Raw genomic sequence first — 15,511 nt, forward strand, 5'->3', positions numbered from 1 at the left:
TTGATTGGCATAAGGGGGAATTATTTTGATAAGTAGGATTTTATGCCCTCACTTATGGCTAAGGCTAGTTTGTCTTGATATTCAGGGGAGGCTAATTTTTTTTCTTCATCTTCATTGGATAAGAAACCACATTCTACTATAACAGTAGGATTTTTAACATTTTTTAATATGATAATAGGTTCCTTTTTTAAAAGTGCTTCACGTGTGTTGTTTTTGTCTACAATTTCGCGAAGTTTATTTTGAATTGACATAGCCAAGTTTTTACTTTCATCAGAGTTTGAGGCAAAGAATGTCTGCGCGCCAAAATATTGAGGTTTTGTAAATTTGTTAAGATGTATGCTAACATTTATACCGTTGTTTTCATCCATCATTTTTTTTCTACGAATTAGGTCTTGGCGTCTTTTGGATACAATATTTGTTGTGTCAGGTGTATAAACTAGTTTGTCTTCCGAGCGAGTTAGCACAACAGATATATCATCTTTTACTAATAGATCTTTTATTTTGTTTACAATGGATAAATTAATATCTTTTTCTCTGATTCCACTGTATTCACTGACAGCGCCAGGGTCTTCACCTCCATGGCCAGCATCTAGTATTACAGTTGTGCGCTTAGGGACAGTAGCTGTCTCGTAAGTTGTATCAAGTAGATTAATCCCGCAAGTTATAAGTGCCACAAGAAAAATCAATGACACCAAGGCAAATTTTTTTCTATTTATTAATATAACCATAAAAAATCCTTATTTATGAAAAATGTCTATCTATAATATATTCACAATCAAGATTAAGTAGAACTTTTTTAATCGGTTAGAAGTTAGAGGGGGTTTCATATCATCAAGAAGATACTATTGTTTGAGTTCATAAATTTAAAAAAGTCACCGTGATTTCTATAGTCACAGTGACTTTTTTGTTCAACTAGAGTTTTTTAAAAGCCCTTATATAAAGTTAAAGGTAATTAAGTATCGTAAATTACATGTAAAATCTTTTATAAATAGTATTTAAAGTCTTAAGATACCCATTGATGTTGTCTTAAAAATTCTGATTGATATTTTAAGTTTTAGAAAGTGCCAGACATTTTTTGTGAGAAAGATTTTTTAATTCAATGTTATCCTTGGTGTTAATGTTGTATTTTCTTTTTGAACGTCGTAAATTTTTTTTCTTTATTCTGAAAAATTTATTTTTAAAATTAATTTTTATCATAACTATTGCACTAATTAATCTTTCCCAAAAGAAGCATTTAGCTCCCTTTGATATTAAATAATGTTTGATGTCAGATTGCTTGTATTTCTTTGCAGCACCGAGTGGAGATTTTTTATCTTTAGTTAAAAAGTTAACTTTTGCACCCTTGTTAATGAGTTCTTCCACAAGATTAAAATTTCCTATTTTTACAGCTTCTATCAAAGGAGTAGTTCGTTCGTTGTCAATAATGTATTCTTTGTTTAGGAATGCATCATTGTCAATTAGACAACGTATAATATCTATATTTTTAGTTTTGAATGCACACATCAAAGGTGATTTTGACTTTGAGTTTTCAGGGTTAACTATTGCACCAGCGCTAATAAGTTCAACTACAAGATCGAAATCCTCAGATTCTATTGCAGCAGTTAGAGGTGATTCGCCAGTAGAGGTTTCTATATTGATTTTAGCTTTGTTATTTATTAAAGTCTTTATAATGTCTGTATTTTTAGTTTTGAATGCACATATTAAAGGTAATTTTAATTTTGGTTTATTAGGATTAATTATTGCACCAGCACGAATAAGCTTAACTACAAGATCCAAGTCCTTGGATTCTATAGCAGTTGTTAGAGGTGTTTCGCCAAAAGAGTTTTCTATATTAACTTTAGCATTATTGCCAATCAAAGTATCTATAATTTTTTTCATGATAGCAGAGTCTTCTTTAGAAGCAGAATCCTTTAATTTGCACGCAAGAAGTAAAGGCGTATTTCCATTTTTGTCTACTTTGTTTATACTAAGTTCTTCTTTTATAAAATACTTTACAAAACAGTTTGTAAGAGCTAAATTTTTCTTTTTTATTGCTATATGTAATAGTGTAGAATTATGATAGATATCAGTATTTATATTACAAGATAATAAATAATTTATGATAGGCATGTCTTGTTGCTCGATAGCTATGGATAATGCACACGTACCGGTATCATTTTTTGCATTGATATTTGAACCCATTTTTATAAAATATTTTACAAGAGCTAAGTCTTTTTTTGTAGTGGCTAACATCAATGGCGTAGTTCCGTTATTGTACGATGTATTAACGTCAGCGCCCATATCAATTAATTCTTTTATAAAGCTAAGATTTTGGCTTTCTATAGCAAATATTAAAGGAGATTTGCTATAATTGTTTTGGCTATTTATGTTTGCTCCAGATGAAACTAGATATTTTACAAGTTCAATATTCCCGGTTTTTATAGCTAAGATAACGGGAGTGTCTCCCATTTTATATGAAGTGTTGACATTAGCACCATTAGAAACGAAATATTTTACTAGCCACAAATCATTTTTTATAATAGCTTCTTCAAGAAGGGAGTACCAATAATCAAGTAGAAAAGATTGATTATTGTCAGATTCAGCAATACATTTTATAAATTTTAAATCTTTATTTTTTATTACGAAGTTTAACAGATCACTGCAATTGTTCGTAATTTTTGCCCCCCTAGATAACAAAGTCTTGCACAAAGAATAGTTGTTGTTTATTAATGCAAATTCCAATGCAGTATATCCAGATATAGTTTCTTTATTTAGATCCAGTGTGTTTCTTTTTAATAGCTGGTGTATAATTTTATTCTTATTATTAATAATTGCTGTTATTAAAGGTGGATGACCTAAGTCATTTAGCTTATTTATGTCTATATGCAATTCATCAATCAGAAAATCAAGTAATAGTACATCTTCATTTTCTATTACTTTCCTACAAAAGGTAGGAGTAAGTACATCATCTGTATTTGCACCAGATTTTATCAAAAATTTAGCTAAATTGAACTTGTGATTTTTTATACAAGCTGTAAGTAGCGGCATATTATGATAAGTGATATCAATAGGTGCATTATAATTTTTGACAAGATATATGGCTTCATCAACGTAATTTTCTTCTATTGCCTTGATGAATAAATTTTCCACATCTTTTGCACTAAAATTAGAATTTTTGTTATTATTTCTCTTAAAAAAATTTAATATACTCATATTACACAAAACCCCTTACATACATAAAAATTGTAGATATAAGATACAATGAATATTCATTCATATAACAAAATATCTTATAAAAAAACCAAATATTACATTCAAAATATATATTAGCATATTTTCCAAATAAAGTCAACATAAATTACCAATAAATAACAATATGTCTGGGAATATTGCCAATAAAGAACAATAAATGTGATAATATTATAAAATATTAAGAGTTATTATGTCGAAATTAAGTGCGACCAATTAAACTTTTTATAAGGTTTTTACTTTATCCACTATATCAATAAAATCAGAATAATTAGCAAATGTAATCTTTGACAATTCTTGTATGCCTTATTAGATTATGTAAACCAACTGAGTATGTTGGCAACAGACGTACTGCATATGGGGAGTATATGTTCTGGCCTATTATGGGTGATGGCATCCCTATACCAAAACTACCAGAAATGGATTGTTCAGTCATCAAGTGATAAGCGAGTGTGAATTTTTTGGTTAGCATGAGGAGAAGTCAACAAAATCATTTAAACCTAGGAAAAAAATATTGTAATAGTTGTCATAATGGGAAAAAAAGTATATACTAGTTGTGAGAAAACAAACGAGGAGATTTTTTATGAATAATAACGATTTTGTGCATTTGCATGTGCATACAGAATATAGTTTATTGGATGGGGCAAATAGGATAAGTGATCTTATAGCCAGAGTAAAAGAGCTTGGGATGGAAAGTGTTGCTATAACAGATCATGGCGTTATGTACGGTGTTATTGATTTTTATAAGCAGGCCATAAAAAATAACATAAAACCCATAATTGGTTGTGAGGCGTATATGGCGCCACAGAGCAGATTTGACAAGCAAAATGGTAAGATGGATAAGAGTATGCATATTGTGCTTTTGGCGAAGAATAATGCGGGTTACAAGAATTTAATGAAGTTAGTATCAATAGGTTTTATGGAGGGTTTTTATTATAAACCCCGTATAGATATGGAGGTTTTAGAAGAGTATAGTGAAGGATTAATTGTTTTAAGTGGATGTCTTGCGGGAGTTATATCTAGGTGCATATTAAACAATAATTTTAAGGAAGCTAGGGAGCGTGCGATAAAGTTAAAGAAAATATTTGGTGAAGATTTCTATTTAGAATTGCAGATGAATAAAATTCCAGATCAGATGCTTGTTAATCAGAAGCTAATTGAATTATCAAATGAGTTAGATATTCCAATTGTTGCAACAAACGACGCCCATTACTTAAAGAGAGAAGATGCAAGGGTACAAGAAATATTAATGTGTATACAAACTGGAAAGACAATGAATGACGAAACGCATATGAAGTTTTCATCAGATGATTTTTATGTTAAGTCTACACAAGAGATGTCAGAGTTATTTGAAAATTTTCCTCAGGCTATTGCTAATACAAAAAAGATTGCGGATAAATGCCATATAGAGATAGAATTTGGCAAGCTACATTTGCCTAAATTTGAGGTGCCAGATGAATATACACCTTTTTCTTATTTAGAGTATTTGTGCAATGAAGGGCTTAGAAAAAAATATCCACAAAATGAAATTCCGGTGGTTCAGCAAAGATTAGACCATGAGCTTAGTATAATATCGCAAATGGGCTATGTAGATTATTTTTTGATAGTATGGGATTTTATAAAATACGCTAAGGACAATGGTATAATGGTTGGACCCGGTCGAGGATCTGCGGCAGGTAGTATAGTGTCATATACTCTAGGCATAACTAATATAGATCCAGTAAAGTATGATTTGCTGTTTGAGAGATTTTTGAATCCAGAGCGTGTATCAATGCCAGATATAGATATTGATTTTTGTTATGAGAGACGTCAAGAGGTTATAAATTATGTTGTGAAAAAGTATGGAAAAGATAAGGTCGCGCAAATAATAACTTTCGGAACAATGGCAGCACGATTGGCTATAAAAGATGTAGGACGTGTGCTAGATGTTCCATATAATGCAGTTGATGAATTATCCAAGATGATACCTAATAGAATTGGTATAAGTATACAAGAAGCATTAAGTATAAGCCCTGATTTTAAACGTAAGTATGATACGGATCCGGCTTCAAGAGAGATAATAGATGTCGCTATGAAGTTAGAGGGAATGCCAAGGCATTCATCTACGCATGCAGCGGGGGTTGTTATATCAAAAGAACCTATAACCAATTACGTTCCGCTACAAAAAAACGATGATAGTGTGACGACACAGTTTGTTGGAGGGTTGCTTGAGGAACAAGGCCTACTAAAGATGGACTTTTTAGGGCTTAGGACGTTAACTGTAATTCGGGATGCAATAGATTTGATATATAAAAATACAGGAGAAAAAATAGATATAGAAAAAATTCCTTTAGATGATGAAAAAGTATATCAGCTAATAAGTGAGGGAAATACTGTGGGGATATTCCAACTAGAGAGCCAAGGTATGACAGCTTTCATGAAGGAACTAAAGCCTACATCATTTGAGGATATTATCGCTGGAATATCTTTATATAGACCAGGACCTATGGATCAGATACCGCGATATATAAGCAATAAGAATAATATGGATGATATACAATATGAGCATCCACTGTTAAAAGATATACTAAACGTCACATATGGTTGCATGATATATCAAGAGCAGGTAATGAAGGTGGTTAGGGAACTTGCTGGTTACTCTATGGGACGAGCTGACTTAGTAAGAAGAGCGATGGCCAAGAAAAAAGTTGATGTTATGCAGCAAGAGAGAAAGAACTTTGTGTATGGGATTTTGGATGAGAACGGGAATAGAGTGGTTAATGGCTGTGTGGCAAATGGGGTGCCAGAGGAAGTAGCAAATAAAATATTTGATGAGATGATGGATTTTGCAAGTTATGCGTTTAATAAATCACATGCAGCTGCGTATGCAGTTATTGCGTATCAGACGGCATATATTAAGAGTTACTATCCATTAGAATTTATGGCAGCGCTATTAAATAGCGTTGTGGGGAATCCAGATAAACTTTCTTTTTATATGGGTAAATGTAGAGAGAGTGGCATAGAGATAGTGCCACCAGATGTAAATCAAAGTGATCATAAGTTTTCAACTAAAGATGGTAAGATTTTATTTGGGTTTATGGCAATAAAAAATTTTGGAGAAGGTCCGTCGAAATTACTTGTTAAAGAGAGGAATGAGAACGGAAAATACAAGGATTTTAACGATTTCGTAGAAAGGATTATAAAAAGAGATGTAAAGAAAAAGTGTGTGGAGTGTTTAATAAAGTGTGGGGCATTCAAGTCGATGGGAGTGCGAATTTCTCAATTGCTTAGTGTATACGAGAAGGTGTATGATTCAGTAGTTAACACCAATAAGTCCACTTTCAAAGGACAAATATCTTTGTTTGATATGTCTGGTGATACAAAGCCTAAAGAAAATACTTTTTCCAATATATTGCCGGATATAGACGAATTATCTGAAAGAGAATTATCGTTAATGGAAAAAGAAATACTTGGGATATATCTAACAAACAACCCTATTCGTGAGTATCAAGATTTATTATCTAAGAGAGTAACGGCGTATACAAAAGATATAAGAGATGCATATGATGAGGGGAAACTCAAAAATGGACAAAAGGTTATTATAGGCGGCATAATAGATAAGAAGCAGGATATATTGACAAAGAAAAAAAATCTTATGGCTCGTATCAGGTTAGAAGATATGTACGGCAGTGTGAATATTCTTGTAATGTCTAAAGTTATAGAAAAGTATAGGGATCTATTGGTAGAAGGTAATGTTGTTTTAATGCGAGGGATAGTCAAAATATCAGATGAGGAAGAAGGAACACTTTTTTGCGAAGAAGTGTACGACATAAACGATACATCATTGATGAAAAAAATGCAGATATTGTATTTAAGAGTAGCAAAAGATGAAGAAGATACGCAAAGGGAAAGTCTTATAGCATTACTTAAATATTTTAGTGGTAATGTACCTGTATATATGTGCAGAGAAGGGGAAGAAAAGGCAATATTGTTGCCAAAAGAAAATTGGATTATACCAAATGATACATTGATTAGTGAGTTAAATGAAAGATTGGGAGAGGAGAATGTAAAACTTGTAACAAAATTAGTGTAGTTTCTCCTCTCTAAAGAGGGTGTACTAATTAATTCCAGCGGCTATGTAGATGCATTTTTGGTGGTTTGCGTCTATTTTCCCGTCGGAGTGTCGAGTGCTGTTTAAAAAATGTATATCCATTACGCCATCGATTGAATTGTCTTTTACCCAATCGAAGTTATAGCCTGTACCATAGTTGCCGCTTCTAGTATCTATTATTATGCCACCAGGGTAGTTATCGTTTCCAGCATGAGAAAAACTTGACATGCTTGCAGCTAAAGTACGATCTTGGTAATTTATCAATATTGGTCTTGTATCCCACGAAAAAGTGCCTCCCCATATATTTTTTATAATATTTGCATCATCAGAAGTTAGTGGTTCACAATCTGCATGAGAGCTACCTGTAGTTCTTTTCATGTAGAATGATCTGCCGCTAAAAAAGTCAGTTACTTTGAATACAGCGTTTACGGGTAAAACATAGTTTGCTTCGGTTTCCCAATCAAGAAGTTCGCCAAATGAATCACCTAAAGTTTTTTTGATGCCTATGTTATGTACGGGGATTTTTAGAGAATCACCAATTTTAAGTGCTGAATTTTGAGTTAAATTATTTGTATCTAATAACTCTTGTAAAGGGATGCCATATTGGATAGCTATGTTCCAAAGTGTGTCGCCTGATATAACAGTGTGATATGTATAGCTAATTGAGTTTGATGGAAGTAATATAATCTTTTCACTGGGTGGAATAGTGCTATCTTTAGGTAGTATGACAATATCTCCAACATCTAATAGTGTTGATTGATTTGCGTTGTTTAGTTCTAAAATATCAAAAAAATTTAAATTGTAGAGTTTGCTGATTTTGAAAAAACTGTCCCCGGAAAGAACAAAGTGCACATTAAATTTTTCAATGTCACATGTGGGTAACAATACAACATCATCAATATCTAGTAGACTGTTTTGTGTAGCATTGTTTAGTGCTAATAAATCAAAAAAATTTATTCCAAAGCTTTTGGCAATGGACCAAAAGGATTCACCAGACACAACTGTGTGTGTGATGAGATTGTCGCTAAATGCAAATGCACTACTATTGCATAAAGCAATTAGCAAAACTGAAAGCCAGAAAAGTTTCTTCATAAAAATACCTCCTAAGCATAGTAGCAATTAGATTACAACAATGATATCGAAACATTAACACACAAATATTTGTATCAATTTTTGCCAACATAGATGAAATTTTTTAAAAAATATGATAATATGATAAGGAAGACATAAAAGGGACATGGGGGATTGTATATGGGCAAGAGAGGAGCTTTTATAAAAGCAAGTAAGACGGGGGATAAAGAAAAGGTTTCTAAATTAATAAATACAAGGATTAGCGTTAACACATGTGATCTTATGGGCACAACGGTACTTATGCATGCGTGTAACAATAATAATATTGAAGTAGTTAAAATTTTACTTGAACAAGGTGCAAATGTAAATATGCAAAACATGAGAGGAATAACGGCGTTGCATATTGCATGTGACAAAGAAAATATAGAAATAGTAAAGGTCTTGTTGTCATACGGAGCAAGTGTTTGTTTGGCAGATGATATTGCGGGGAATACTGCATTACATTGGGCTGTAGCAAGAAACAATATAGCTATAGCAGAAGTATTATTGGGAACAGGTGTTAACATAGATATACCATCTAAAATTGGGGCTACAAGTTTACATCTTGCATGTCTTACTGGAAATAAAAAGATAGTACAATTTTTGATTGATAAGGGTGCTAATGTGGATGCTGTTTGTGGGAAAAAAGGATTAGGGTTAACTCCGTTACATGTGGCATGTACGTATACTGATGCATTCAAAAAAGATAAAGAATCAATAAAAGTTAAAGTAAATGATTTAGACTCAACAGTTTTGTTCCATCCAGTATTTTCTGATGAAGATGATGAGAGAAGGGAAATAGTTGAGATTTTGATAAAGAATGGCGCAAGTATTGGTATTAGAAATATCAACAATAGTAAAGCAATTGATCTTACACATGATGAAGGTATAATAAAGTTAATAAAAGATAAAGAAGAATTTATTAATGAACATTTTATGGGATATTTTATGTACGCATGTAAAGATGGAGATATAAAGGCAGTAGAAGAATGCATAAAAAAGGGAATAGATGTGAATTTGAAAAATAGATTTGGGTGTACAGCGCTAATGTATGCTAGTGGAAAAGGAGAATTGTCTATAGTAAAAATGCTACTTAAAGAAGGAGCTTATATAAATGAGAGGAATAAGTATGGGGAAACAGCTTTGTTTAACGCAAGTATAAAATGCCATAGGGATGTAGCAGAAATACTTTTGGAATGTGGAGCAGAGGTGGATTTAAGAGAAGTCGGAAAGTATTCTGTTTTGACTTATTTGTGTTTTCTAGACTATAAAGATATGGTGGAATTATTTTTGGAGAATGGTGCAGATATAAATTCTACATCGCATAGCATAACAGACTTGATAAGTGCATGTGCACAAAATGACAAAGATGTAGTAAAGGCATTGTTAAAATATGGAGCAGATCCTAATGTGGTAGATGATTGCGGGCAAACGGCATTGCATGTGGCTAGTGCAAAGGGATATAGAAATATTGTAACACAATTGCTTATAGGTGGAGCAGAAGTTAACAAAAAAGATATATTTGATAGAGCTCCAATTGATATTGCGCAAAAAAAAGGAATGTATAATATAGCTAAAGATCTAATTGACAATGGATGTGAGGTTACCATACAGATCGTAAACTGGGTATTGAAAAGTAAGAATTCGGATCTAATAAAAGCACTAGCAAAAAGAAAAGATATGTATAGATATGTTGTAAGAAGATTAATTGCTGATAATAATATAGAATTATTACATGAAGTTAAGCAAGAACGAAGAAAAAATGATAATTTCAAAGTGTGTGAACAAGAAGTTGTAAAAGTTTCAGATATTAATAAATTAGGAATGGGAAGGGTTTTGTGAGGTAAATGAAAAAAAGTGTAGCAACATATACTCTAGGATGTAGAGTTAATCAATATGAAACAGATGCAATTTTGGATTTATTTAAGGAAGGAGGATATATAATAAAAAATTTTGATGAGTATGCAGATGTATATGTGATAAATACGTGTACAGTTACAAGCCTAAGTGATAGGAAATCACGTCAAATTATAAGACGTGCGAAAAAAAATAATAAAAATTCAGTAGTTGTTGCTGTTGGCTGTTATGCACAAGCAAAGCCTGATGAAGTGTCCAAAATTGATGGTGTGGATATAGTGGTTGGCAATAACGAGAAGAGTAGAATTGTGGAGCATGTTGAAAATTATATGAAAGACAAAGAAAAGAAGAGTTTTGTTTGTGATATAATGAGGGTAAAAGAGTATGATAATTTAAAATTAAGTAGCACAGGAGATAGAACAAGAGCATTTGTTAAAATACAAGATGGATGTAATAATTTTTGTAGCTATTGTATTATACCATACGTTAGAGGGCCAGTAAGAAGTAAAGATCCTAAGCTTCTTATAAAGGAGATAGAGGATTTAGCAATGGCGGGGTACAAAGAAGTAGTGCTAACAGGTATCCATGCAGCGTCATATGGAAAAGATTTAGGTAATATAGATTTGGTGGATTTAGTTTATGAGGTATACAAAATAGAAGGGATAGAAAGAATAAGATTTGGATCGCTTGAACCCAAGATAATAGATGAAAGATTTATAAAAATGTTTCATGATTTATCTTCTAAGGTGTGTAATCATTTGCATATTTCTTTACAGAGTGGATGTGATGAAACACTAAAGAGGATGAATAGAAAGTATAAAGCATTGGAGTACAAAACATCAGTAGAATTATTAAGAGATAACGTGCCGGGTATATTAATATCGACTGATGTGATTGTAGGTTTTCCACAAGAGACAGATGAGGAGTTTAGAGAAACTTATGAGTTTTTGAAAGAGATTAATTTTTATAAGATACATGTATTTAAGTACTCTAAAAGAGATGGAACTAGCGCTTCTAAAATGTCAGGTCAGGTATTGGATAGTGTCAAAGAAAAAAGAAGTGAAGACTTGATAAGATTGTCTAATAGTGGTACAATAAAATATAATAGGGAGTGTGTTGGAACAAGAGTAGATGTTTTAGTGGAAAAGATGCGAGCTGATGGGTATTATGAAGGTTTGACAAGTAACTATATACGTATATTAATTGAAAGTGATGTTAAGTTGCTAAGAGGTGAGATATACAATGTTCATTTGAAAAAGTTAGATAATGATGGTATAATTGGCTGTATAACAAAATCGGGGGAGGAAGTTCTGTATGGAAAATAACAATACAATGATGTTTAGTGTTGATAATGAGAAAGAACAGAAGGTGGAGAGTGTTCTCTTGCCGGTGTACAGTGCACTAAAGGAGAAGGGATACAATCCCATAAACCAGATAGTTGGTTACCTAATATCAGGGGATCCAGCTTATGTCACTAATTATAAAAATGCTAGAAATTTGATAAGTAAATTGGAAAGGGAAGAGATATTAGAGGATGTGCTAGGGTTTTACATAAAGAATAATTCTCTTTAGTTAGAAACGAATATGAGGATATTGGGAATAGATTTTGGAGAAGCAAGAATTGGAGTGGCTGTTAGTGATCCGTTTGGATGGACAGCGCAGGGGATAAAGACAATACATTGGAAGAATGACATAAATTGTCCGATAGAAGAGATAATAGAAATAATAAATGAATATAGTATAGAGAAAGTAGTTGTAGGTATGCCTAAAAATTTTAATAATACATTGGGAGAGAGAGCACGTCGTACCTATGAGTTTATTTCTGTTTTAAAGGATAGTATAAATCCTGATATTGATGTAGAAGAGTGGGATGAAAGATGTTCTACGATATGCGCCATGAATACACTAAATGATATGTGTGTGCCAGGGCGAAAGAAGCGAGGGCTAATAGATAAGGTGGCAGCAGTGCATATTTTGCAAAATTATTTAGACTATATTTCGAATAATAAGGTATAATTTTTATTTAATAGTAGACGATTATAGTTAAGCAAGAGTTATTAGTGTGGTGTAAAAAATTCTGTAAAACTGGCCGCGAACTTATGGCTTGTGGGATATTTAGCTATGAATTAGTTAGTGGTTTCAATAGTCAGAATAAAAATAAAAAAACATATATATTAGGAGGTATAGAATATGAGTGAAGAGAGAGATGATATTCTCGTATTGATTGATGAAAAAGGAGAAGAAGTAGAATTTGAGTATCTAGACACAATTGAAATGGACAATAATGAATATGCAGTTTTATTGCCAGTTGATGATGAAGATGAAGACGAAGAAGCAGAGACAGAAGAAGTTGTTATTTTAAAGCTAGATAAAGATGATAACGGGGAAGATTCTTTTGTCAGTGTTGATGATGAGGCTGAACTTCAAAAAGTGTTTGCTGTATTCAAAAAGAAAGTTCAAGAGCAGTACAATTTTGAGGATTAATTTAAGTCTTAAAAATTTTTTCTAAAGATTAAAAGTATCTAAAAATTTAGTTTAAAAGATTTATAATTGCATGGTCCCCCGGTTGGTGTGAAAGCTTATTTGAGACATCGGGGGATATAGTGCACGAGTCTCTTAATATATGTGAAAATATTATTTGGCAACAAAAACCAGTGATATTAGTATCATACAATCAAAAACAATTCCGAAACATTCTAAACAAGGGCATAAATGATTAACATCAGAATAAGGATTTTTAACTGTCAGGTGGCGTTTATATATATTGACTTAATACAACAGTGATTAAGGAGATGATAGATATGTCGGAGATGAAAAAATGTTTTAAGAAACATTTACTACCATTGCTCCCCTTAAGAGGGCTAACAGTTTTTCCTAATATGATTTTACACTTCGATGTTGGCAGAAAAAAATCTGTACAGGCATTAGAAGAGGCAGTTATAAATGATCAATTAATTTTCCTTGTAACACAAAAAGATGCAAAGAATGAAGATCCTGGACCTGAGGATATATATAAAATAGGAACCATATCAAAAGTAAAACAATTATTGAAATTGCCCGGAGATACAATAAGAGTATTAGTTGAAGGAGTGTGTCGTGCACATATATCGAAGATCAAACAATATGAACCGTTTTTTATGGCAGAGTTAGTGGAGAGAAAAGTATATGATGAGATGTCATTTGAAACTGAAGCTTTAAGACGCAAATTAATTAGTGTATTTGAGGAATACGCAAAATTTAACAGTAAAATATCGCAAGATGTTTTGTTGTCAATATTGTTAATAGAAGATAATAGCGAGCTAACAGATGTTATATCAGCGAATTTATTACTTAATATAGATGAAAAACAAAAGATATTAGAGGAATTTGTTATAAAAGATAGAATGGAGCTTTTAATAGAAATTATACTAAAAGAGATTGAAATAATGGATATAGAAAAAGATATATCTATAAAAGTAAAAAAACAGATGGAAAAAACACAGAAAGAATATTATTTGCGCGAGCAGATGAAGGCGATTCAAAAGGAATTAGGAGATAAAGATGGAATTTTAGGAGAAGTGGCAGAGTACCAAGAAAAAATGAAAGAAAGAAATCTTCCTGAAGAGGTTACAAAGAAAGTCAACAAGGAGTTAGATAGATTGACTAAGATGTTACCTGGTTCAGCTGAAGGAACTGTGATAAGAAGTTATCTAGATTGGGTGTTAGATGTTCCGTGGGATGTTGAAACAAAGGAGATTGTTGATATAAAAAGAGCAGAGAATATATTAAATGAAGATCATTATGGATTGGAAAAAGTAAAGGAGAGAGTGCTTGAGTATTTAGCTGTTAGAGAGTTAAAAAAAGATTTAAAAGGTCCTATATTGTGTTTAGTTGGACCACCTGGAGTAGGTAAAACATCAATAGCCAAATCAATAGCTAAGGCACTTAATAAAAAATATGTTCGGATAGCATTAGGCGGGGTTAAGGATGAGGCAGAGATACGAGGACACAGACGTACTTACGTTGGTGCTATGCCAGGAAGAATTGTAACAGCAATAAAACAGGCCGGATCGATGAATCCTCTTGTGTTGTTAGATGAGATAGATAAAATGAGTAGTGATTATAGAGGATCACCTTCTTGGGCAATGCTTGAAGTGCTGGATGGAGAACAAAATAACACATTCAGAGATCACTTTATGGAACTAGACATAGATTTATCTAAAGTTATGTTTGTTACAACAGCTAATTCATTAGAGACAGTGGACAAGCCGTTATTAGATAGAATGGAAGTTGTTGAATTGTCTAGCTATGTTGAGGAAGAGAAAATAGAAATTGCACAAAGATATTTGTTCCCAAAGCAAATATTGGCAAATGGTTTGGAAAAGTATACAATAAAGTATGATAAGGATGTTATAAGAGATATAATAACTTATTATACAAAAGAAGCTGGAGTTAGAAACCTAGAGAGAAGTATTGCAAGAATATGCAGAAAGATTGCTAAAAAGATAATAGAGACAAATCAGAAAACAATAACAATATCAACAACTAATTTGGAAAAATTCTTAGGAAAGAAAATTTATAGAAGCGATAAAATAGATTTGAAAAATCGAGTTGGAGTGGTTAGAGGATTAGCGTGGACACCAGTTGGTGGTGATACATTAGAAGTAGAAGTAAACATAATGCCTGGAAAAGGTAATGTTGAATTAACAGGGAAATTAGGGGATGTGATGAAGGAGTCAGCAAAGGCGGCGATTAGTTGCATAAGATCACGAATAGATGAATTTGATATAGATAAGGATTTCTACAGTAAATATGACATACACATACATGTGCCAGAGGGAGCTATACCAAAAGATGGGCCATCAGCAGGAGTTACAATAGCAACATCAGTTTTGTCGGCTCTTATGAATGTTCCAGTAAAAAGAACAGTTGCAATGACAGGAGAAATAACACTAAGAGGAAGAGTATTGCCGATAGGTGGATTGAAGGAAAAGGTTATAGCAGCGTATAAAGCAGGTATAACAGAAGTTATAATTCCTTTAGATAATAAAAAAGATATAGATGATATACCGGAGAATATAAGGAAAAAGATACGATTTATTATGGCAGATAATATAGATACAGTATTTAAACATGCATTAGTTAGAATAAATTATAGAAATAGTTTAGATATAAAAAATAGTATAATGGGATCAGAAACTATTACAATTAAGCCAGAGGAGACAGTATTAGTTTAGGATTTTAGTC

General features: G+C 32.3%; 10 protein-coding genes. 7 read left to right on the forward strand and 3 right to left on the reverse strand.

The features are described from left to right. Nucleotides 1–20: 20 nt before the first annotated feature. Together J6Y29_00555 and J6Y29_00560 are read right to left on the reverse strand one after the other, a co-directional pair. The gene (locus J6Y29_00555; protein ID MBP5426383.1) at nucleotides 21–728 is read right to left on the reverse strand and encodes an N-acetylmuramoyl-L-alanine amidase; all 708 of its coding nucleotides are present in this window, start codon (nucleotides 726–728) and stop codon (nucleotides 21–23) included. A gap of 319 nt (nucleotides 729–1,047) precedes the next feature. Then, on the reverse strand, nucleotides 1,048–3,192 hold the full coding sequence (locus tag J6Y29_00560; GenBank protein ID MBP5426384.1) for an ankyrin repeat domain-containing protein: 2,145 nt from the start codon (nucleotides 3,190–3,192) through the stop codon (nucleotides 1,048–1,050). A gap of 619 nt (nucleotides 3,193–3,811) precedes the next feature. Between J6Y29_00560 and J6Y29_00565 the strand changes: the two genes are divergently transcribed. Then, entirely contained in the window at nucleotides 3,812–7,300 is a 3,489-nt protein-coding gene (locus J6Y29_00565; GenBank protein MBP5426385.1) for a DNA polymerase III subunit alpha, read from the forward strand. A gap of 24 nt (nucleotides 7,301–7,324) precedes the next feature. Here the strand turns inward: J6Y29_00565 and J6Y29_00570 are convergent, their stop codons facing one another. Further along, nucleotides 7,325–8,410, reverse strand: a complete 1,086-nt coding sequence (locus J6Y29_00570; GenBank protein ID MBP5426386.1) for a LysM peptidoglycan-binding domain-containing protein — start codon at nucleotides 8,408–8,410, stop codon at nucleotides 7,325–7,327. A 159-nt stretch (nucleotides 8,411–8,569) separates the two neighbouring features. Between J6Y29_00570 and J6Y29_00575 the strand changes: the two genes are divergently transcribed. From J6Y29_00575 to lon, 6 genes are all read left to right on the forward strand, one after another. Further along, entirely contained in the window at nucleotides 8,570–10,270 is a 1,701-nt protein-coding gene (locus tag J6Y29_00575) for an ankyrin repeat domain-containing protein (protein ID MBP5426387.1), read from the forward strand. Between the two features lie 5 nt (nucleotides 10,271–10,275). Beyond that, nucleotides 10,276–11,610 carry a tRNA (N(6)-L-threonylcarbamoyladenosine(37)-C(2))-methylthiotransferase MtaB gene (mtaB, locus tag J6Y29_00580; protein MBP5426388.1) on the forward strand — a complete coding sequence of 445 codons (1,335 nt, stop codon included), beginning with the start codon at nucleotides 10,276–10,278 and terminating at the stop codon, nucleotides 11,608–11,610. After that, on the forward strand, nucleotides 11,600–11,857 hold the full coding sequence (locus J6Y29_00585) for an IreB family regulatory phosphoprotein (protein ID MBP5426389.1): 258 nt from the start codon (nucleotides 11,600–11,602) through the stop codon (nucleotides 11,855–11,857). Before mtaB ends, J6Y29_00585 begins: the two co-directional genes overlap by 11 nt. 12 nt (nucleotides 11,858–11,869) lie before the next feature. Further along, on the forward strand, nucleotides 11,870–12,301 hold the full coding sequence (ruvX, locus tag J6Y29_00590) for a Holliday junction resolvase RuvX (protein ID MBP5426390.1): 432 nt from the start codon (nucleotides 11,870–11,872) through the stop codon (nucleotides 12,299–12,301). Nucleotides 12,302–12,475: 174 nt separating this feature from the next. Beyond that, complete coding sequence (locus J6Y29_00595; protein MBP5426391.1) at nucleotides 12,476–12,769, forward strand: DUF1292 domain-containing protein; 294 nt, start codon at nucleotides 12,476–12,478, stop codon at nucleotides 12,767–12,769. 317 nt (nucleotides 12,770–13,086) lie between these two features. Next, nucleotides 13,087–15,501, forward strand: a complete 2,415-nt coding sequence (lon, locus tag J6Y29_00600) for an endopeptidase La (protein ID MBP5426392.1) — start codon at nucleotides 13,087–13,089, stop codon at nucleotides 15,499–15,501. Nucleotides 15,502–15,511 lie beyond the last annotated feature (10 nt).

It is taken from the genome of Clostridiales bacterium (assembly GCA_017961515.1).
GTDB lineage: Bacteria > Bacillota > Clostridia > Acetivibrionales > RGIG10202 > RGIG10202.